22 protein-coding genes are annotated in these 19,603 nt (G+C 60.5%); 11 read left to right on the top strand and 11 right to left on the bottom strand.

Features of this window, described 5'->3' with window-relative positions; all coding sequences use genetic code 11:
* Window positions 1-97: 97 nt before the first annotated feature.
* Window positions 98-2,476, bottom strand: coding sequence for a PilZ domain-containing protein (locus G5134_RS18625; RefSeq protein ID WP_065018783.1), 2,379 nt, complete (start codon window positions 2,474-2,476; stop codon window positions 98-100).
* A 100-nt stretch (window positions 2,477-2,576) separates the two neighbouring features.
* Here G5134_RS18625 and radA point away from each other — a divergent pair, with 100 nt between their 5' ends.
* The gene (gene radA, locus G5134_RS18620; protein WP_005305075.1) at window positions 2,577-3,941 is read left to right on the top strand and encodes a DNA repair protein RadA; all 1,365 of its coding nucleotides are present in this window, start codon (window positions 2,577-2,579) and stop codon (window positions 3,939-3,941) included.
* Window positions 3,942-4,019: 78 nt separating this feature from the next.
* Here radA and G5134_RS18615 read toward each other — a convergent pair whose 3' ends face one another.
* Together G5134_RS18615 and G5134_RS18610 are read right to left on the bottom strand one after the other, a co-directional pair.
* Window positions 4,020-4,400 carry a PilZ domain-containing protein gene (locus G5134_RS18615; protein ID WP_005305070.1) on the bottom strand — a complete coding sequence of 127 codons (381 nt, stop codon included), beginning with the start codon at window positions 4,398-4,400 and terminating at the stop codon, window positions 4,020-4,022.
* Window positions 4,401-4,501: 101 nt separating this feature from the next.
* Window positions 4,502-4,987 carry an Rsd/AlgQ family anti-sigma factor gene (locus G5134_RS18610; protein ID WP_005305066.1) on the bottom strand — a complete coding sequence of 162 codons (486 nt, stop codon included), beginning with the start codon at window positions 4,985-4,987 and terminating at the stop codon, window positions 4,502-4,504.
* Between the two features lie 341 nt (window positions 4,988-5,328).
* On the opposite strand from G5134_RS18610, the gene hupA reads away from it, so the two are divergent.
* Together hupA and G5134_RS18600 are read left to right on the top strand one after the other, a co-directional pair.
* The gene (gene hupA / locus G5134_RS18605; protein WP_005305063.1) at window positions 5,329-5,601 is read left to right on the top strand and encodes a nucleoid-associated protein HU-alpha; all 273 of its coding nucleotides are present in this window, start codon (window positions 5,329-5,331) and stop codon (window positions 5,599-5,601) included.
* A 101-nt stretch (window positions 5,602-5,702) separates the two neighbouring features.
* Window positions 5,703-6,128, top strand: coding sequence for a hypothetical protein (locus G5134_RS18600; RefSeq protein ID WP_005305052.1), 426 nt, complete (start codon window positions 5,703-5,705; stop codon window positions 6,126-6,128).
* 75 nt (window positions 6,129-6,203) lie between these two features.
* Here the strand turns inward: G5134_RS18600 and G5134_RS18595 are convergent, their stop codons facing one another.
* Together G5134_RS18595 and dusA are read right to left on the bottom strand one after the other, a co-directional pair.
* The gene (locus tag G5134_RS18595; protein ID WP_005305049.1) at window positions 6,204-6,353 is read right to left on the bottom strand and encodes a hypothetical protein; all 150 of its coding nucleotides are present in this window, start codon (window positions 6,351-6,353) and stop codon (window positions 6,204-6,206) included.
* Window positions 6,354-6,355: 2 nt separating this feature from the next.
* Entirely contained in the window at window positions 6,356-7,342 is a 987-nt protein-coding gene (gene dusA, locus G5134_RS18590; protein ID WP_065018784.1) for a tRNA dihydrouridine(20/20a) synthase DusA, read from the bottom strand.
* A gap of 138 nt (window positions 7,343-7,480) precedes the next feature.
* Here dusA and zur point away from each other — a divergent pair, with 138 nt between their 5' ends.
* The 3 genes from zur to G5134_RS18575 are packed head-to-tail and all read left to right on the top strand — an operon-like array spanning window position 7,481 to window position 8,622.
* Complete coding sequence (zur, locus tag G5134_RS18585) at window positions 7,481-7,939, top strand: zinc uptake transcriptional repressor Zur (protein ID WP_005305041.1); 459 nt, start codon at window positions 7,481-7,483, stop codon at window positions 7,937-7,939.
* Complete coding sequence (locus G5134_RS18580; protein WP_065018785.1) at window positions 7,929-8,390, top strand: chemotaxis protein CheX; 462 nt, start codon at window positions 7,929-7,931, stop codon at window positions 8,388-8,390. The genes zur and G5134_RS18580 overlap by 11 nt, the downstream gene beginning before the upstream one ends.
* Window positions 8,391-8,394: 4 nt before the next feature.
* Entirely contained in the window at window positions 8,395-8,622 is a 228-nt protein-coding gene (locus G5134_RS18575) for a hypothetical protein (protein WP_010636173.1), read from the top strand.
* Between the two features lie 64 nt (window positions 8,623-8,686).
* On the opposite strand, the gene brnQ (G5134_RS18570) is transcribed toward G5134_RS18575, so the two are convergent.
* The 3 genes from brnQ (G5134_RS18570) to G5134_RS18560 all read right to left on the bottom strand — a co-directional run bounded on the left by brnQ (G5134_RS18570) (window position 8,687) and on the right by G5134_RS18560 (window position 12,566).
* Window positions 8,687-9,964, bottom strand: coding sequence for a branched-chain amino acid transport system II carrier protein (gene brnQ / locus G5134_RS18570; protein ID WP_042007902.1), 1,278 nt, complete (start codon window positions 9,962-9,964; stop codon window positions 8,687-8,689).
* 392 nt (window positions 9,965-10,356) lie between these two features.
* Complete coding sequence (gene brnQ / locus G5134_RS18565) at window positions 10,357-11,664, bottom strand: branched-chain amino acid transport system II carrier protein (RefSeq protein WP_082970219.1); 1,308 nt, start codon at window positions 11,662-11,664, stop codon at window positions 10,357-10,359.
* 191 nt (window positions 11,665-11,855) lie between these two features.
* Window positions 11,856-12,566 (bottom strand): tRNA1(Val) (adenine(37)-N6)-methyltransferase, encoded by a 711-nt coding sequence (locus G5134_RS18560; protein WP_065018786.1) that lies wholly within the window; start codon window positions 12,564-12,566, stop codon window positions 11,856-11,858.
* A 128-nt stretch (window positions 12,567-12,694) separates the two neighbouring features.
* Here G5134_RS18560 and srmB point away from each other — a divergent pair, with 128 nt between their 5' ends.
* A complete protein-coding gene (gene srmB / locus G5134_RS18555) occupies window positions 12,695-13,918 on the top strand; it encodes an ATP-dependent RNA helicase SrmB (RefSeq protein WP_065018787.1) in 1,224 nt (407 codons plus the stop codon).
* A 176-nt stretch (window positions 13,919-14,094) separates the two neighbouring features.
* Here the strand turns inward: srmB and yaaA are convergent, their stop codons facing one another.
* The 3 genes from yaaA to tapT are packed head-to-tail and all read right to left on the bottom strand — an operon-like array spanning window position 14,095 to window position 17,072.
* Window positions 14,095-14,868 (bottom strand): peroxide stress protein YaaA, encoded by a 774-nt coding sequence (gene yaaA, locus G5134_RS18550; protein ID WP_065018788.1) that lies wholly within the window; start codon window positions 14,866-14,868, stop codon window positions 14,095-14,097.
* Between the two features lie 31 nt (window positions 14,869-14,899).
* Window positions 14,900-16,009, bottom strand: coding sequence for a type IVa pilus ATPase TapU (tapU, locus tag G5134_RS18545; RefSeq protein ID WP_019838905.1), 1,110 nt, complete (start codon window positions 16,007-16,009; stop codon window positions 14,900-14,902).
* Between the two features lie 28 nt (window positions 16,010-16,037).
* Window positions 16,038-17,072, bottom strand: a complete 1,035-nt coding sequence (tapT, locus tag G5134_RS18540) for a type IVa pilus ATPase TapT (RefSeq protein ID WP_005305010.1) — start codon at window positions 17,070-17,072, stop codon at window positions 16,038-16,040.
* Between the two features lie 39 nt (window positions 17,073-17,111).
* Between tapT and G5134_RS18535 the strand changes: the two genes are divergently transcribed.
* From G5134_RS18535 to yggU, 4 genes are read left to right on the top strand one after another with little or no spacing between them, the layout of a single operon-like run.
* Window positions 17,112-17,813: a YggS family pyridoxal phosphate-dependent enzyme gene (locus G5134_RS18535; protein WP_017765783.1), complete on the top strand. Its 702-nt coding sequence runs from the start codon at window positions 17,112-17,114 to the stop codon at window positions 17,811-17,813.
* Between the two features lie 60 nt (window positions 17,814-17,873).
* Complete coding sequence (proC, locus tag G5134_RS18530) at window positions 17,874-18,698, top strand: pyrroline-5-carboxylate reductase (RefSeq protein ID WP_065018789.1); 825 nt, start codon at window positions 17,874-17,876, stop codon at window positions 18,696-18,698.
* Window positions 18,699-18,738: 40 nt separating this feature from the next.
* The gene (locus G5134_RS18525; RefSeq protein WP_017780458.1) at window positions 18,739-19,290 is read left to right on the top strand and encodes a YggT family protein; all 552 of its coding nucleotides are present in this window, start codon (window positions 18,739-18,741) and stop codon (window positions 19,288-19,290) included.
* On the top strand, window positions 19,290-19,589 hold the full coding sequence (yggU, locus tag G5134_RS18520) for a DUF167 family protein YggU (RefSeq protein WP_005304998.1): 300 nt from the start codon (window positions 19,290-19,292) through the stop codon (window positions 19,587-19,589). Before G5134_RS18525 ends, yggU begins: the two co-directional genes overlap by 1 nt.
* Window positions 19,590-19,603 lie beyond the last annotated feature (14 nt).

The following is a 19,603-nucleotide window of genomic DNA, read 5'->3' as shown; positions in this document are numbered from 1 at the left end:
GCTGGTAGCCACAAGAGTGCGAAAAACAATGGCGGACCCAGGGTCCGCCATTGTTTGTTGCTTGGTGTAGCGCCGTTTCGAGTCGGCGCCCTCTTCTTTACTTGATGGGCGCCGTGATGCCGAGCCGGAACAGAGTTGCCTGGCTGGTATCGGTCAGCTCGCCAACCCCCACCACGCTCCACAGCTCCTCTTCCAGCTTCTTGGCCTTGTGAATGGCGAACTTGGCGATGTAGTCCAGCTCGTTGGCGATGAAGTTGGTATCGGGGCGACCGGTACGGGAGATGCCGACTAGCACCGAGTAGAACTCCCCCTGGCGCAGCGCCTGCTCGATGAAGCTGCGCTTCTCCGCCACGTTCTGGAAGCTGCTGGCGAGCCGGCTGGTGAAGATGGGCAGGCCGGTCGCCGTCTGCAGACTGGCGATATAGACCTCCTCCTCCTGCGGTTGATCCTCCCGCTCGATGGCCCGCAGCGGGGTCATGATGAGCTGCTTGAGCAACTCCCCCTGAAACAGCGGGTAGAGGTTGTCCTGATCGCCCTGCTCGGCACAGGCCTTGAGCAGCCGCGACAGGCTGCGCGGCTGTGGTGCGTGGCCGACCGAGGCCGGTTTGGGCGCCCCCTTGAGCTTGTTGATGTAGACCGGGGTGCAGAAGACGTGGTGGGTATAGATGTTGCGCAGTGCCCGCGCCATGCCGCGATAACGGCGCTGCTCCTGGGCCGCTTTGAGCTTGTTCTGGTTGCTCTCGATCAGCAGCTTGAAGAACTGGCGGCCGGTGTGGCGCTCGGGATCCCCCTCGATGCACAGGTGCAGCACGGTGCGGGTCAGGTTGATGCTGACCAGCCGGTAGGGGAGGCGTTGCAGATCCATGCTCTTGGAGAGTTCCTGCAGGCGTGGCAGGGCGATGGTGACTATGTCGTCCTTCGCCCCTTCGAACGGCTCTTCCAGCTCGATTTGCATGCCGTGGGCCGAGATGTCGCGGGTCCAGCCGAGCCAGGCCCGACCATTGTGCTTGATGGCGACGGCGGTCTTGTGGATGTAGCGAGCCTCCTTGCGCAGCTGGACATAGTGCAACGTCTCGATCTCGAAGGGGGCGGCACTGCTGTCGTGACCGAAGCGTTGCAGCTCGTTGGCGTTGTGCTGGCTGGAGGCGTCGAACTGGAACTCTTCCCGCTGGCTGTCGAGGCCGACTTGCTGCAGCAGACCGACGTAGCTTATCTGCTTGAGCCGCTCCTGCAGCAGCATGTCCTGCAGCTGGGGACTCTCCTTGCCCTGCTGACTGGCCAGATCGGCCTCGTGCAGATCGCAGCGTTCCAGACTGAACTTGTAGACTCGCCAGCTGGGGCGACGGGCCCCGACCTGGAAGAAGAGCGACATCAGGCCGCTTTGCAGCAGCTCCTCCCGGGTGGCGGAGAAGAAGTAGAGGTGGCTGCGCACCGAGTGGGTAAAGCAGTAGATCAGGGTCTCTTTCAATTCTCCCTTCGCCGGCAACAGGGCCTGCATGCGGGTGGCCGAGAACAGGCTGGCGAGCATGTCGCGGTTCTTGGCGTCGCGCCAATACTCCAGGATGTGCTGGTTGTTCTCGGTGCGCAGGGCGATCTCGAGGCTGGGGCTGTCGCCCGAGCCGAAGAACAGCGGCATGCCGGTCATGCGCGGTAGGTAGAACTGCTCATACCCCTTGATGATGGCGGCGGAGAGCATGTAGTCGACGCTGACCCGGTAGCGGCTCTTGTTGCTCTCGATGAAATCGTTCAGAAACTGGTCGAAGGCCGGGTGTTCACCGGTCTTGATCAGCCTGAGCCAGTATTTCCCCTCCTTGCTCTCTTCCCCGAGGATCTGGTAGCTGACCGAATGGTGCAGGACGGGATTGGGGTGATCCCGCTCCAGCCCGGTGAAGAACACCTCGACCTGAGCGCCGGTCTGGTAGTTGGGCAGATAGGGCACCGAAACCCGGATCCCGCCCAGAGAGAGATCGGAACTCTTGGCGAACAGCTTGTCGCCATCGGCGAACTTGATCACCACGGGGGAGCTGAAGTGCATCCGCTCCTGGCGCCGGCCATAGTAGCTGGCAAAGGAGATGGGATTGACGTCGTACTGGCGAAACGGGCTGACGGGGGGCTGGAGTTGGCCATCGCTCTTGCCATGCTGGTATTTTTGCCAGTATTGCAGCGCTTCGTAGACCCCCAGGGTGTAGTCATCCTTGTAGAGATAGCACTGAGACTGGAACAGGCCGATGGCCTCGGCCGGCATGAAATGGGTGATCCCTTCGAACTCGTGCACCAGGCACTCATCGCCCAGCTCGTCGCGCATGTCAATGACCCGGCGGCAGGGGGTGCATTTGCGTTTGAGCTCCATCTTGATCAGAAAACGGCTGTTGCTGTTCTCGTCCTGGGTCAGGCGATTGAAGATGTCATCGAAATCCTTTTCTCTGAGCAGAGGAATAAGTTGTTCAATCAGGTGCTGTTGTTGTTCTGATTCCATGTGTTCCTGCCACGGAAAGTCACTTTTCCGATTCTGGGTTTGATCTGTCGGTCGCAAACAAGTATATCAAGCAGGAATTCATCCTGTCCCCGAGTTATCCATGGCCAAAAACAAAACTGCCTATGTTTGTACCGAATGTGGCGCCGACTTCACACGCTGGCAGGGCCAGTGCAGTGAGTGCAAGGAGTGGAACACCATCAGCGAGGTGCGCCTCGGCTCGGTGACCCCGGGCAAGAGCGCCCGTTACAGCGGCTATGCCGGCGCCGTCGGCAGCCAGGTCCAGACGCTGGCGGAGATCGCCACCACCGAGATCCCCCGTTTCTCTTCCGGTTTCAAGGAGCTGGATCGGGTGCTTGGCGGCGGCGTGGTGCCGGGGTCGGCCATCCTGATCGGTGGCAACCCGGGGGCGGGCAAGTCGACCCTGTTGCTGCAGACCATGTGTGGCCTGGCCGAGCGGATGAAGACCCTGTACGTCACCGGTGAGGAGTCGTTGCAGCAGGTGGCGATGCGGGCATCGCGTCTCGGCCTGCCCACCGACAAGCTGCGCATGCTGTCGGAGACCTCGGTCGAGCAGATCTGCCTGATTGCGCAGCAGGAGCAGCCACAGATCATGGTCATCGACTCCATTCAGGTGATGCATGTGGCGGATGTGCAGTCGGCGCCGGGGTCCGTCTCCCAGGTGCGGGAAGCGGCCGCCCTGCTGACCCGCTATGCCAAGCAGAATCACGTCGCCATTTTCATGGTGGGCCACGTGACCAAGGATGGCACCCTGGCCGGTCCCAAGGTGCTGGAGCACTGCATCGACTGTTCCGTGCTGCTCGACGGCAGCCACGACTCCCGCTTTCGCACCCTGCGCTCCCACAAGAACCGCTTCGGGGCGGTCAACGAGCTGGGGGTCTTCGCCATGACCGGGCAGGGGATGCGGGAAGTGAGCAACCCTTCCGCCATCTTCCTCAGCCGCGGTGAAGAGCAGGCGCCCGGCTCCATCGTGATGGTGATCTGGGAGGGCACGCGTCCGCTGCTGGTGGAGTTGCAGGCGCTGGTGGACTACTCCCAGCTCTCCAATCCGCGTCGGGTGGCGGTGGGGATGGATCACAACCGGCTCGCCATGCTGCTGGCAGTGCTGCATCGCCACGGCGGGTTGCAGATGGCGGATCAGGATGTCTTCATCAACGTGGTCGGCGGGGTCAAGGTAGAGGAGACCAGTGCGGATCTGGCTCTGCTGCTGGCCATGGTCTCCAGTTTTCGCGATCACTCCCTGCCCAAGGATCTGGTGGTGTTCGGCGAGGTGGGGTTGTCCGGCGAGATCCGGCCCGTGCCGTCCGGCCAGGAGCGGTTGCAGGAGGCGGCCAAGCATGGCTTCCGCCGGGCCATAGTGCCGCACGCCAATGCCCCCAAGCATCCCATCGAGGGCATGGAAGTGGTGCCGGTCAAGAAGCTGGCCGATGCCCTGGAGGCGCTGTAAGCAGAACAGGGTTTGCGGACGGGCAACAAAAAGGAGCGCAACGGGCGCTCCTTTTTGTTGGGTGATGGGGGCAGTGGCTCAGGGGTGGGGGTGTTCGAGATGCTCGCTCAGCAGCTGTTCCAGCTCCCGGTGCAGCAACTCTTCATCGCCGACGTTGAGCTCGATCATCCGTTTGAGATGGGTGGCGCTGTCGATGTCGATATGATGGCAATAAAACCCAAGCTTCTTGCTGGCTTCATGGGTCAGCATGACCTGCATCTTGATCTCGATGTCACTGCCGCTCAGCACGAAGCTGAGTGAGTACTCTTTGTCGTCATTGCTTTCCCAGTCATCGGGCCGGATCAGCAGGGCGCCCTGCAGGGAAATATCGACCAGCTGGGTCCGCCATTTTTTATCGCCCTGGACGAGATCGGCCATGGTCAAGTAAAGGATCCGTGAAAAACGGCGACGCTCGGACATTCTCATCTCCTGTCAGCAATAGGTACGGGTGCTATAGGTCATGACATAGAGTGTAATGCACCTTGCACATCAGGATCTTGAACTGGCTCCGAAATTGGATATCAAACCTGCTGGGCGCTGAGTGACTCTACTACCTGCAGTGCCTTGATCAACCGATCTTCCTGCTTGAAACGATCTTCCAGCACGGGGCCAAGCTGGTTCAAGTCTTCATCCAGCAGCAGCATCTGGGCCTCGTCCGCGTTGCTGTACTTGTCGTTGAACTCCAGTGCGAACTCGGTGCAGGCGCGGATATGGGGGTAGATGCGCTTGGCCAGCTCCAGCTTGTCGCCGCTGGCCTGTTCGAAAGCGGTCACCACATGGTGGTAGATCTCGAAGTGGCCGGCACTGACGTAGTCGACCAGCTGTTCGCAGAAACTTTGCAGTTCCACATGGCCCGGGAGCGAGCGCTGCTTGCTGTTGCGGGTGGGTTTCAAGCCGGCGAGGCGCATGTACTCGACCAGCAGTGCCTGTCTGGCGTCCAGCCAGTCATCGATAGCTCTGTGCTTTCCTGCCAATGCGCGTTTGGTTTGTTCCAGTTCAGTTAACATACTCCCTCCGTGGGGCATAGGCATGGAGTGCTATCGTGACAGGCCTCCGGCCTTTTTATGGACTGACGACACCTTCCTATAACTAGGGAAAATCCGGTTGACCGTCAATAGGGGCATGGGGATATTGTTACACCGGGTGGTGTTTTGATTACAAGGCGCCATCATTTGCTCTCCTCTTCCCGTCAATTACGATCACGAAGGGGCGAGATATGTGACTATTTCCGCAGATCTTGATGAAAACCCCAGCATTCAAGCCAATCCGGCTGATAAAGCCTTTGCCTGAGTGTTTTTTTTTGAATAGAGTGGCCCGGTGCTAAATGCCCGATCATAAAGGAAATGTTATGAACAAAGCTCAACTTGTCGATGCAATTGCAGCCAAAGCAGATCTGAGCAAAGCTCAGGCCAAAGTTGCTCTGGAAGAGATCATCAATGGTATTACCCAGAGCCTGAAAGAAGGTGATGCTGTGCAGTTGGTGGGTTTTGGTACCTTCAAGGTGAACCATCGCGCTGGCCGTACCGGTCGCAATCCGCAAACTGGTAAAGAGATCCAGATTGCAGCCGCGAATGTGCCGTCCTTTGTGGCAGGCAAGGCGCTCAAAGACGCCGTCAAGTAATCCCCAAAAACCCGGCGCCAGCCGGGTTTTTTATTGCCATCGTCAGCGGAAATTGTTTCAGATACACTCAAGATATGGCGTGCGCTGTAGTGAGGTGGATGATGGAACAGAAAAATGCCATTCGGCAGGTTGCCGTACCTTGGGCTCCGTCCCGCCAACTCCCCCCGGGCCTGGTCGTGGCCGAACTTCATCAGGATATCTGGAGCGATTCCCTCACCATCATGCTGGGCAGGGCTCGCAGCATCGATCTGCCGCCACAGATCCTGTGCCGGGTCTATTTCCGGCATATCTTCGCGGTGCGGGTCATGGAGGATTGCGATCTGGCGGAGGGCAAGGATAGTCATGCCATCGAGGAGCAGATCCAGCTCATCACCCCGTCCCGGTTTGCCAGCTGGTTCCATCAGGAGTCGGACGGCCTGCATCTGGATGAGGATCTGCAGCACTATCGCATCTCGACCTGGGATTACTGCGCCGATGTGCTGACCTCCAGGGCGCCCGAGCTGCAGTTCGTGGAGAAAGGGGAGTAGCGTCACTCTCTGCAGCATAAAAAAACCGGCAACACCCAGTGTTGCCGGTTTTTTATTGGTCAACGTAGGGCGAACTCAGCCGAGCAGCTGGTCCCGATGCAGCCCCAGCACGATGAGCAGGCCGATGAAGTAGAAGGCGCTGAGCTTGACGCCCAGGATGGCGAGCAGACCGGCGCAGAGTCGGACGATGGCCTTGTGCAGCCAGGAACCGGTGAAGCGGTACATGGTTACTCCGCTGCCTCGGTGGCGGCGAATTCCGGCACCTTGGCCATGGCATCCAGCACCACCTGGATATCTGCTCCGGGCTTGCAGGCATTTTCGCTCAAGTGACGGCGCCAGGCTCGAGCCCCCTGCATGTTCTGGAACAGCCCTAACATGTGGCGGGTCATGTGGGAGAGATAGTTGCCCTTGGCCAGCTCCTGCTCGATATAGGGCAGCATCATCCGCACCACCTCGTGGCGACTCGGCACGGCCTGGTTCTGGCCGAACACTTGATTGTCCACCTGCGCCAGAATGTAGGGGTTCTGATAGGCTTCGCGCCCCATCATGACACCATCCAGGTGCTGCAAGTGCTCGAGGGTCTGCTCCAGGGAGGTGACGCCGCCGTTGATGGCGATGGTGAGATCCGGGTAATCCTGTTTGACCCGGTAGACGCGGGGATAGTCGAGCGGCGGGATCTCGCGGTTCTCTTTGGGGCTCAGACCGCTCAGCCAGGCCTTGCGGGCATGGACGATGAAGGTATCGCAACCGGCGTCGCGCACCTGCTCGATGAAGGCCTGCAGAAATTCGTAGGAGTCCTGATCGTCGATGCCGATGCGGGTCTTCACCGTTACCGGAATGTCGACCAGATCGCGCATCGCCTTGACGCAGTCGGCCACCAGTGCGGGCTCGCCCATCAGGCAGGCGCCGAAGCGGCCGTTCTGTACCCGATCGGAGGGGCAGCCAACGTTGATGTTTACCTCGTCATAGCCACGCTCCTCGGCCAGCTTGGCGCAGCGTGCGAGATCGGCCGGATTGCTGCCACCCAGTTGCAGGGAGATGGGATGTTCCTGCTCGCTGTATCCCAGGTAATCACCCTTGCCGTGGATGATGGCGCCGGTGGTCACCATCTCGGTATAGAGCAAGGTCTGGCGAGTCATCAGACGATGGAAATAACGGCAATGCCGATCGGTCCAGTCCAGCATGGGGGCGATGGAAAAACGCTGCGCCTGCATAAAAATCATCCGGGTTGGCTAAACAAAGGGGGCGGATTTTACCACAACGTGAGGCAGCCCCAGAAAATGAATTTTGTCACCGCGCCAAAGGGGGCCCTGTGATAGTATCCGGCTAATAAAAAGGGTAATTGCGTGATCATGAACCAAGACCAACTTTTACAACGAGCCGAACGACTCTGCGAACAACGCGGGATCCGCTTCACCCCTACCCGACGTCAGGTGTTCAGGCTGCTGGCTGCCCATGGTAATGCCATCAGCGCCTATGATTTGTTGGCCCAGTTGCAACAGACAGAGGCCCACGCCAAGCCGCCGACCGTTTATCGGGCGCTCGATTTTCTGCTCGAACAGGGTTTTGCCCACAAGGTGGAGTCGCTCAACGCCTTCATATTCTGCTGTCATTTCGACCATGCCCACCCGATGCAGTTGCTCATCTGTGACCAGTGCGGCGAGGTGGTTGAGCTGCATGATCCGGCGATCGATGGCGCGTTTTCCGAGCAAGCCAAGTTGCATGGCTTTACTATTACCAATAAGACGATTGAGGCACATGGCCAATGTGCTCGCTGTACGCCCACTGTAGGAAGTCAACATGAAGGCTGATTTTGTAAACCCGTTCCTGCTCTCCCTGCTCAATGTGCTCTCCACCATGGCACAGCTTGAGCTCAAGCCGGGCAAACCCAAGCGCAAGATGGACGAGCTGGCGCGCGGTGATGTCTCCGGCCTCATCGGCATGGTCGGCCCGCAGACCCGGGGATCCCTCTCCATCAGTTTCGAGAAGGGGCTGGCACTGGAGATCATGCGCCGCATGCTGGGCGAGGCGCCGACCACCATCAATGAAGAGGTGACCGACATGGTGGGCGAGATCACCAACATGGTGACCGGCGGTGCCAAGCGCATGCTGGGGGAGAAGGGGTATGAATTCGACATGGCGACTCCCATCATCGTCTCCGGTCTCAACCACACCATCACCCATCGTGCCGACGGCACCAAGATCATGATGCCGTTTGAATCAGATTACGGTCGGGCAACCATCGAAATCTGCTTCGAGTAACCCTATGTGGAAAGCGCTGAAATGGTTCTTCATCGGCTGGGCCCTGCTGCTTATCCTCTCTGATATCGAGATTTCCACCTCGCTCTACAAGTACGAAGACAACCGGGTGCTCGTGAATTTTCCGCGTTGGCAGGCAGCACAGCCCTGGGGAACCTTTGAGTGGCATGCCGGGCGAGTGGAGACCCACTGGTACGGACTGGCCGGCAAACCCAAACCGGATCCGCTGCTGTAACGGCAGACCCCGCCCAACGAAAGAGGCCAGCTGATGCTGGCCTCTTTCGTTGTTGGCTGACGGGTCAAGCGGCTTCTGCCGCCAGCGCCTCGCGGGGGCGCTGCAGCATGCCGAGGCCGCAGGTCAGCAAGGTCGGCAGCAACCAGGCCAGCCCCTTGTCGAACAGCGGCAGGAAGGCGAACGCATCCATCTGCATGCCGGCCGCTCCCAGCCCGTCCAGGCAGCCGAACAGGAAAGCCACCAGCAGCACGGCACGAAACGCCAGCCGTGGTCGACCGAAACGGCCCTGTGCAAAGGTAACCAGCACCAGCGCGATGGCGACCGGATAGATGGCGACCAGGATCGGAATGGAGAGGCTGATGAGCTGGCTCAGCCCGACGTTGGCCACCAGGATGGAGACGCATCCCATCAGCAGTACCCACTTGCGGTATGTCCAGCCGGCCAGACCGTGGAAGTAGTCGGCGCTGGCGCAGAGCAGGCCGACCGCGCTGGTGAAGCAGGCCAGGGTGATGATGGCGGCCAGGATCAACTGACCGGAGTGGCCGAACAGGCTCAGCACGTAGGCGTTGACGATGGCGCCGCCATTGTCGACGCTGGTCACCACGCCTGCTGCGCTGTTGCCGAGGTAGAACAGGGAGATATAGACCGCCGAGAGACCAACCGCCGAGATGAGCCCTGCGATGGTCAGGTACTTGAACTGGCTCGGATAGTCCTCGATGCCCCTGCGTTGCAGCAGGCCGATGATGAGGGCACCGAACATCAGGGAGCCGAGGGTATCCATGGTGTTGTACCCCTCCAGCATGCCCTTGATGAGCGGCGTATCCGTATAGTCGCCACTGGCCTCTGGTTGGGCGCCTTGCGGGTTAACCAGGACTCCGACCGCCAGGATCAGCAGCATCACCATCAAGACTGGGGTCATGTATTTGCCCACCGCATCCAGCAGTCTGCCTCGGTTCAGCGATACCAGGATCACCAGTGTGAAGAAGAGCAGGCTGTAGAGCAGCAGACCGTGCTGGCCTGCGTCACCCAGCCAGGGCTTGAGCCCCATTTCATAAGCCACCAGGCCGGTACGGGGGGTGGCGAAGGCCGGCCCCATGATGATGTAGATGGCAATGGCCAGCGCCGTGGCTGCCCAAGTCGGCAGATGGCGGGTCATCGCCGTCCAGCCACTGCTGCCCTGTCCGGCGCTGCCTCTGGCAACGGCGACCAGGGTCAGCAGAGGCAGACCCACCGCCGTCAGCAGAAAACCGACCATGGCGGCCAGCAGATGCTCACCGGCCATGAAGCCGGCCAGCGGTGGAAAAATGATGTTGCCTGCCCCCAGATAGAACGCAAACGTCATAAAACCCAGTCCGAATATGTCGGACAACTTCAGTGATTTCGTCAAACCTGACCTCATCTGCCTTATCAGCTTGTTCTTGTTGATTGCACCCACTGCCTGGCAGATAACCGGATAACAATGCTTCCCTCTCCTGTGCCATCGGAAGATCGTCACAGGAGTACCATCTTGAGCATAAAGAAGAGATATTTGATCTCAATCACACATTAATATCTTGAAACAATTTAGTTGGCCAGAATAAATCACCGATAGAACTGCAGCTGGCGGAAGCGAGAGGCAGAGCGGGAAAGGACGTGGCTGCATGACATAGTCGGCAGGAAACCATGCCGGGCGAGATGGCACACAAACAAAAGAGCCTGCACAAGGCAGGCTCTTTGACATGGGCGGGAGCGAAATCAAGCGGCTTCGGCAGCCAGTTTCTCGCCGGAGCGTACCAGCATCCCGAGGCCACAGGCCAGCAGAGTCGGCAGCAACCAGGCCAGGCCCTTGTCGAACAGCGGCAGGAAGGCGAAGGCATCCATCTTCATGCCGGCGGCACCCAGGCCGTCCAGGCAGCCAAACAGGAAGGCAACCATCAACACGCCACGGAACACCAGGCGCGGGCGACCGAAGTAACCCTTCAGGAAGGTAACCAGTACCAGCGCTACGGCAACCGGGTAGATGGCGACCAGTACCGGGATGGAGAGGCTGATGAGCTGGCTCAGACCCACGTTGGCCACCACGGCGCAGATGACGCCCAGCAAGACCACCAGCTTCTTGTAGCTCATGCCGGTGAGGTTGTGGAAGAAGTCCGAGCAGGCGGAGATCAGACCCACGGCGGTGGTGAAGCAGGCCAGGGTGATGATGGCGGCCAGGATGAACTGACCCGGCTGGCCGAACAGGCTCAGTACGTAGGCGTTGACGATTGCGCCGCCGTTGCTGGCGTCGGTGGCGACGCCGGCCGCCGTATTGCCCAGCTGGAACAGGGAGACATAGACCACGGACAGACCGATGGCGGAGATGATGCCGGCAATGGCCAGGTACTTGAACTGGCTACGGTAGTCCTGGATGCCTTTCTGGCGCAGCAGGTCGACGATCAGGGCGCCAAACATCAGGGACGCCAGGGTGTCCATGGTGTTGTAGCCTTCCAGGATCCCTTTCACGAAGGGGCCGTTCTGATAGTCACCGGAAGAGACGGGCATGGAGCCTTGGGGCGCCACGAACACACCGATTGCCAGGGTCAGCAGCAACAGCATCAGCAGCGGAGTCAGGTATTTGCCGATGGCGTCCATCAGCTTGCCCTGATTCAGAGAGACCAGGATGGCCACCCCGAAGAACAGCACCGTGTAGGCAAACAGGCCGGCTTGGCCCATGTCGCCGATGAAGGGTTTGAGGCCCATCTCGTAGGCCACCAGACCGGTACGGGGGGCTGCGAAGGCCGGGCCGATGATGATGTAGATGGCGACGGCCAGTGCGGTGGCCACGCCGGCCGGCAGCAGCTTGGTCATGCCGGCCCAGCCGTTGCCGGCCTTGGCGACGGCAATGATGGTGATGAGGGGCAGACCCACGGCGGTCACCAGGAAGCCCAGCATGGCCAGAGAGAGGTGCTCACCCGCCATGTAGCCGGCCAGCGGCGGGAAGATGATGTTACCGGCGCCCAGATAGAACGCGAAGGTCATGAAGCCCAGTCCGAGCACGTCGGACAATGTGAGTGATTTCGTCAAGTTCAACCTCGTCTGTCTTGTAAACTATTGCTTGTTATAGTTTTTTATTGGTCGGTGACCGGCGTTGTTCAGGGGTAAAAAAAAGGAGCCCCGCTTGTTTTTTCATCACAACCAGTGGTTTGAGCTGGTCTGGAGCGGGCGCTCGTTTAGGAGTCAGCATAATGGCGTGAAAAAATAGTTCAAGACGAAATTTACATCTTCAAATAGAAGGGGCTGGTCAGTTGGATATATCTGTCGGAATGGGTTCCCTCAGCAGAATGGATCACAATTTCACCCCTATCACACCTGTTTAATCCTCTGCCAAGTAGCAATAAAACACGATTTGCCTCTTTTCCCGCCCTGGTGATAACAGCTGTATAACAAACGGCATGCAGATCATAATCCGCCGAAATGCATAAAATTTCATCGGCCATGGCCGTCGGCACGACCAGTGCGACCTGGCCATCGGGGGCCAGCAAGCGGTCGCAGGCGGCCAGCAGAGCATGGCTGTCGAGGGCGCCGGTATGGCGGGCCATCGCCCTGGCCGGATCGCGAAATGACTGGCCCGCCACGAAGTAGGGGGGGTTGGCGACGATGAGATCGTAAGGGTCGGCCTGATACCCCTGAATGGCGCTCTCTATGATGGTGACCCGCCGCGGCCAGGGGGAGGCGGCCGCGTTCTCGCGGGCCTGCTGCGCCGCATGCTTATCCAGCTCCACCGCATCGATGCGGCAGTCGGCGTGGCTGCGTTGGGCCAGCATCAGGGCGATGAGGCCGCTGCCGGTGCCAATGTCGAGGATCCGGCGAGCCTTGCCGAGCGGTGCCCAGGCGCCCAGCAGAATGCCGTCGGTGCCCACCTTCATGGCGCAGCGATCGTGCTCGACGTGAAACTGTTTGAAGGTAAAACCGCTGTTTCGTGCCATCCGACTCCCGTCCTGTACCCGCCTCGCAGAAAATGGTCGGCGATTATAGCGGCTAAGGCACAGTCACCATAGGAGCCGACGACATAATCGCCTATAATCTGCCGTTTCCTTAATGACCGAGTATTGCCATGAGCCAGTCCTTTGATGATTTCGACCTGAATCCAGCCCTCAACCGGGCCTTGGCCGAGATGGGTTTCACCCGCCCCACCACCATCCAGCAGATGGTGCTGGAGCCAGCCCTGGACGGCCGCGATATTCTGGCATCCGCCCCGACCGGCACCGGCAAGACCGCCGCCTTCCTGTTGCCGGCCCTGCAGCATCTGCTGGACTTCCCGCGCCGCAAGCCGGGCCCCTGCCGCATGCTGGTGCTGACCCCGACCCGCGAGCTGGCGCTGCAGGTGACCGCTCACGCCAAGGCGCTGGCGGCCCACACCAATCTCAGCATCGAGACCATCATCGGCGGCGTCAGCCACGAAGAGCAGCTGCCGGCCCTGATCAAGACCACCGACATAGTGGTGGCCACCCCGGGCCGTCTGCTCGAGTACATCGAGAAAGAGGAGTTCGAGAGCCACGACATCGAGGTGCTGGTGCTGGATGAAGCGGACCGCATGCTGGACATGGGCTTCATCAAGGACGTGAACCGCATCGTCGAAGAGGCGCGCTATCGCAAGCACACCATGCTCTTCTCCGCCACCCTGGAAGGGGCAGGCCTCGAGAAGTTCGCCAGCGAGATCCTCAAGGACCCGGTGGAGCTGCACGCCGAGCCGCCGCGCAGCGAGCGTCGCCCCATCACCCAGTGGGTTCACCTGGCCGACGACGCTGCCCACAAGCTGGCCCTGCTGGTGCACATCCTGAAGAATCCGGAAACCCAGAAGGCCATCATCTTCGTCAAGACCCGCGAGCGGCTGGCGGAGCTCTCAGGTCAGCTGCAGGCGGCGGGCGTGCCCTGCGCCTGGATCCGCGGCGAGATGGAGCAGGCCAAGCGCATCGAGTCGATCCGCAAGTTCCATGAAGGGGAGGTGCCCTTCCTCATCGCCACCGACGTTGCCGCCCGCGGCATCGACCTGCCCAACGTCAGCCACGTCATCAACTACGACATGCCTTACGGCGCCGATGTTTACGTTCACCGTATCGGCCGTACCGGCCGCGCCGGCAACCGTGGTTGCGCCATCAGCCTGGTGGAGGCCCACGACATGGCCATGGTGGCCAAGATCGAACGCTACACCGAAGAGCGCCTCAAGCGCCGGGTGATCGACGAGCTGCGTCCCAAGCACAAGGAGGCGCGGGTGCCGGTGAAGAAGAAAAAGCCGAAGGACGACAAGAAGAAGTCTGCCAAGAAGAAAAAGAAGTAAGCCTGCCCGCCACAACGGCCATCCCCGGATGGCCGTTGTGCTTTTTGGCGTTTGATGGGCCGGATGTCGGGCAGAAAAAAGCCGACGCATAAACGTCGGCCAATAAAAAGTGCTTACAACAGAGGATTCACCTATTCAGACTGGAGGATCCTGAAATTGGTTCCCTCGGGTCGTAATTAATTTTCAGCGCGTTTGAACATCAGGGTGTTGGCGTCGGACTCTTCCGGTACGAAGTAGTAGCCATCGGTGTTGAACCCGATCAGCTGTTCCACCTTGGTGAGTCTGTGCTTGATGATGTGACGGGCCATCATGCCGCGCGCCTTCTTGGCGTAGAAGCTGATGATCTTGAACTGGCCGTTCTTCTCATCCTTGAACACTGGCGTGATGATGCGCCCCTGCAGGGCCTTGGGGCGTACCGACTTGAAGTACTCGTCGGAGGCGAGATTGATCAGCACCTCGTCCCCCTGGGCGGCCAGCGCCTTGTTCAGGTGTTCGGTGATGATGTCGCCCCAGAACTGGTAGAGATCCTTGCCGCGCGCGTTGTCGAGGCGAATGCCCATCTCCAGCCGGTAGGGCATCATCAGATCGAGCGGACGCAGCACCCCGTAGAGGCCAGAGAGCATACGCAGGTGGGCCTGGGCGAAGTCGAGATCTGCCTCGCTGAAATCTTCCACCGCCAGCCCCGTGTAGACATCCCCCTTGAACGCAAGCAGTGCCTGACGGGCGTTGGCCGGGGTGAAATCAGGTTGCCAGTCGGCAAAACGGGCGGCGTTGAGGCCGGCCAGCTTGTCGCTGATCTTCATCAGGCTGGCTATCTGGTCCGGACTCAACTGGCGGGCGCGGCCGATCAGCTCGGCGGAGTGGTCCAGCAGCTCGGGTTGGGTGAAACGGGAAGTCACCAGCGGCGACTCGTAGTCCAGCGTCTTGGCCGGGGAAACCACAATCAGCATAACGATCCTTTATAGCGGTGACGCACGCCCCTCATTCATCCAGGGTGACGTTGTCGAGTGTGCCTGAACCCAGCTGTTCTCGGCCCGACAGCTTGATCAGCAGTCGCAGGTCGTTGGCGGAGTCGGCATGGGCAAGGGCCTCACTGTAGCCAATTTGGCCGGCACAGAACAGGGCGAACAGCGCCTGATCGAAGGTCTGCATGCCGAGTTCGGTGGACTTGGTCATCACCTCCTTGAGCCGGTGCATCTCCCCCTTGCGGATGATGTCGGTGATGAGCGGGGTGTTGAGCAATACCTCGAAGGCGGCAAAACGACGCCGTCCATCCGGGCTGGGCAGCAGTTGCTGGGCCACGATGGCGCGCAGATTGAAGGAGAGATCAAACAGGAACTGACGGTGTTTCTCCTGGGGCACCAGGTGCAGGATGCGATCAAGCGCCTGGTTGGCGTTGTTGGCATGCAGGGTGGCGAGGCAGAGGTGACCGGTCTCGGCGAACTGCAGGGCAAACTCCATGGTCTCCTGACTGCGGATTTCGCCGATCAGGATCACGTCCGGCGCCTGACGCAGCGAGCTCTTCAGCGCCACGTCGAACGACTCCGTGTCTATGCCCACCTCGCGCTGGGTGATCAGGCTGCGGCCGTGCTGATGCACGAACTCCACCGGATCTTCCACTGTCAGGATGTGGCCGTCCACATGCTGGTTGCGATAGCCGATCATGGCCGCCTGGGTGGTGGACTTGCCGGCGCCGGTGGCACCGACGAACAGCACCAGTCCGCGCTTGGCCAGGGCTATCTCCTGCAATATGGGGGGCAGCGCCAGCTCGTCGAAGGTGGGGATGCGGGTCTCAATGCGGCGCAGCACCATGCCGGGCAGTTCCTGCTGCCAGAAGGCGCTGACCCGAAAGCGGCCAAGCTCCTCGCGGTGGATGGCGTAGTTGGCCTCCTTGGTGCGCAGGTAGCGCTCGAAGTGCTCCGGGCTCAGGGTCTCCTTCACCAGTGCCAGTGCCCTTGCCTTGTCGAGTGGCGCTTCTGCCAGTGACTGCAGGTGGCCGTTGACCTTGAGGGTCGGCGGCGTGCCGACCGTGATGAACAGATCCGAGCCTTTGCGGGCGACCAGCTCGGTCAGCAGGGCATCCAGATTCATAACGACTCCTTCCCTAGATTCGTCGTGGTTAGATGGTGTTGGGATCGACCGCCTTGGCCTTGGCATCCAGTGCCGCCACCATGCCGCGACTCACCAGCTGCTTGAGGCTCTGATCCATGGTCTGCATGCCGTGGGTCATCCCGGTCTGGATCACCGAGTAGAGCTGGGCGATCTTGTCCTCCCGGATGAGGTTACGCACTGCCGGGATCCCCATCATGATCTCGTGGGCCGCCACCCGGCCGCCGCCGATGCGCTTGAGCAGGGTCTGGGAGATGACCGCCCGCAGCGATTCGGAGAGCATGGAGCGCACCATGTCTTTTTCCGCACCGGGGAAGACATCGATGATCCGGTCGATGGTCTTGGCCGCCGACGAGGTGTGCAGGGTGCCAAACACCAGGTGGCCGGTCTCGGCCGCGGTCATGGCGAGGCGAATGGTCTCGAGGTCGCGCATTTCACCCACCAGTATGATGTCCGGGTCTTCCCGCAGCGCCGAACGCAAGGCGTTGCTGAAGCTCTTGGTATCGCGGTGCACTTCCCGCTGGTTCACCAGGCAGCGCTTGTTCTCGTGCACGAATTCGATGGGATCCTCGATGGTGAGGATGTGGTGATGGAAGTTCTCGTTGATGTAGTTGACCATGGCCGCCAGGGTGGTGGATTTGCCCGAGCCGGTCGGGCCGGTAACTAACACCAGGCCGCGGGGGTATTCGGCAATCTTGCGAAAGATCTCCGGGGCATCCAGATCTTCCAGGCTCAGCACTGTGCTGGGGATGGTCCGAAATACCGCGCCGGAACCGCGCGCCTGCTGGAAGGCGTTGACCCGAAAGCGGGCGAGGTTTGGCACCTCGAACGAGAAGTCCACCTCGAAGTTCTCTTCCAGTTCCTTGCGCTGGTGGTCGTTCATGATGTCATAGATGAGGGCGTGTACTTCCCGGTGCTCCAGGGCGGGCAAATTGATCTTGCGAACCTCGCCATCAACCCTGATCATCGGGGGAACCCCGGCCGAGAGGTGTAGATCCGAGGCTTTATGTTTTACACTGAAAGCCAATAACTCTGTGATATCCATAGATTTGTCATTCTCCCATCACAAGATCACGAACGAAACATGAGCCAGATTGCCGAGCACCTGCTTCAGGTAAAGGAACGTATTGTACAAGCCGCCAGCCGGGCTGGCCGACGCGGCGATCACATCCAGCTGCTGGCGGTCAGCAAGACCAAACCGCTGGAGGCCGTTTGCGAGGCCTATGCCGCCGGTCAGCGCCGCTTCGGCGAATCCTACGCCCAGGAAGCGGCCACCAAGATAGATGCCCTGCGTGAGCAGGGGATCTGTACAGACATAGAGTGGCACTTTATCGGTCCGCTGCAATCGAACAAGTCCAAGCTGGTGGCCGAGCGGTTCGACTGGGTACAGAGCGTGGACAGAGAGAAGCTGATCGAACGCCTCAACAACCAGCGCCCGGCCGGGCTCGCGCCGCTAAATATCTGTCTGCAAATCAATATTAGCGGAGAGAGCAGCAAATCCGGAACGTCGGAACAAGAGATTTTCCGTCTGGCCGAACTGGTCTCCCGCTGCGAGCGGCTGCGGCTGCGCGGTCTGATGGCCATTCCGGAGCACACCAGCGACGAGGCGGTACTGGCTGCCCAGATGGTGCGCATGCAGACTCTGTTCACCGAGCTTGCGCGACAATATCCGGGCGTGGACACCCTCTCGATGGGGATGACCGAGGATCTCGAACTGGCGATCGGCCACGGCAGCACCATGGTGCGGGTCGGTACCGCCATCTTCGGTGCTCGCGACTATTCATGAGCAGGAGCCCGTGATGCGGTGCATGCGGGCTCTGCTTTCTTCAGATCACAGGAGTGTTTGATGCAGTACAGAACCCTCGCCTTTATCGGGGCTGGCAACATGAGTCGCAGCATCATTGCCGGCCTGGTCCAGGCGGGCTACCCGGCTGACCGGATCATTGCCGCCAACCCAAGCCGGCCCAAGCTGGATGCGCTGGCTGGCGACTACGGCATTCGCGTCACCCAGGACAACGCCGAGGCGGCCCGGGCGGCCGAAGTCATCGTGCTGGCGGTCAAGCCGCAGCTGATGGCGGCCATGCTGAGCGCGCTGGTGACGGCGCTGGGCACGCTGGAGGGCAAGCTGCTCATCTCCATCGCCGCCGGCATCAAGGTGGCACGGCTGGCGGAGATGGCGGGCGGCCACGGCCGGATCATCCGCACCATGCCGAACACCCCCTCTCTGCTGGGGCTGGGCATGACCGGGCTGTACGCCCCGCCCGGCATCGAGCAGGCCGATCGTGAGCTGGCCGCGCAGATGATGCAGGCGGTAGGCAAAACCCTCTGGGTGGAGCAGGAGTCCGGCATCAACGGCGTCATCGCCGCGGCCGGCAGTGCGCCTGCCTACTTCTTCCTGTTCATGCAGGCCATCGCCGAGGAGGCCGAGGCCATGGGCTTCTCCCCCGAGCAGGCCCGCCTGCTGGTTCAGCAGACCGCCCTTGGTGCGGCTGCCATGGTCGAGCAGAATCCCGAGCTGTCGCTGCAGACCCTGCGTGAGCAGGTGACCAGCAAGGGCGGCACCACCGCAGAGGCGATCAAGACTTTCCAGCAGCAGGGGCTGATGCCGCTGACTGCGCAAGCCATGCAGGCGGCCGTTGCCCGGGCCGGCGAAATGGAAACCCTGTTCTGAACCCGATTTTCGTTACTCTCAGTTGCAACCTGGAGCCCAGATGAACACTGCTTACTTTCTGATTAACACAATTTTTGACCTCTATCTCATGGTGGTGCTGTTGCGCGTCTGGCTGCAGTGGGCCCGTGCCGACTTCTACAACCCCATGAGCCAGATGGTGGTCAAGCTGACCAATCCGCTGGTGGTGCCGCTGCGCCGGGTCATTCCCGGGCTGGGCGGGCTGGATCTGGCCTCGGTGCTGCTGGCGCTGCTGATCGCCTTCGCCAAGCTGGCGCTGCTCAAGAGCATGAACGTGCTGCTGGCCGACTGGCTCACCCTCAGCCTGTTTGCCGCCCTCACAGTGCTGAAGAAGGCAGGCTCCATGATCTTCTGGATCCTGCTGATCCGCGCCATCCTGAGCTGGGTCAGCCAGGGTCGCAACCCCATCGAGTACGTGATGCACCAGCTGACCGAGCCCTTCCTGGCCCCTATCCGTCGCATTCTGCCGGCGCTGGGCGGGCTGGATCTCTCCGTGCTGGTCGCCTTTATCGGGCTGCAGGCCATAAACTATCTGTTGGGGGATCTGTTCGGCCAGCTGTGGTGGATGATTTGATGGCAGCCGTCCTGCGGGAAGGGGATGAGCTGGTATTGCATCTGATGATCCAGCCCAAGGCGAGTCGGGATCAGATCGTCGGATTGCACGGAGAAGAGTTGAAAGTGGCCATCACGGCGCCGCCGGTGGATGGTCAGGCCAACAGCCACTTGATCAAGTATCTGGCCAAGCAGTTCAAGGTGGCCAAGGGGCAGGTTCGCATCGTGCGGGGGGAGCTGGGACGGCACAAGACGGTCGCCATCGAGGCGCCCAGGCAGATCCCCGCCGAGGTCAGTGCCCTGCTGGACAATCAGGGTTAACACGAGAAGGATGA

This window comes from Aeromonas sp. 600276, assembly GCF_049175815.1.
GTDB classification, from domain to species: domain Bacteria; phylum Pseudomonadota; class Gammaproteobacteria; order Enterobacterales; family Aeromonadaceae; genus Aeromonas; species Aeromonas dhakensis.
The sequence above is the reverse complement of the archived record's forward strand: the minus strand, read 5'-3'. Positions and strand labels throughout refer to the sequence as shown.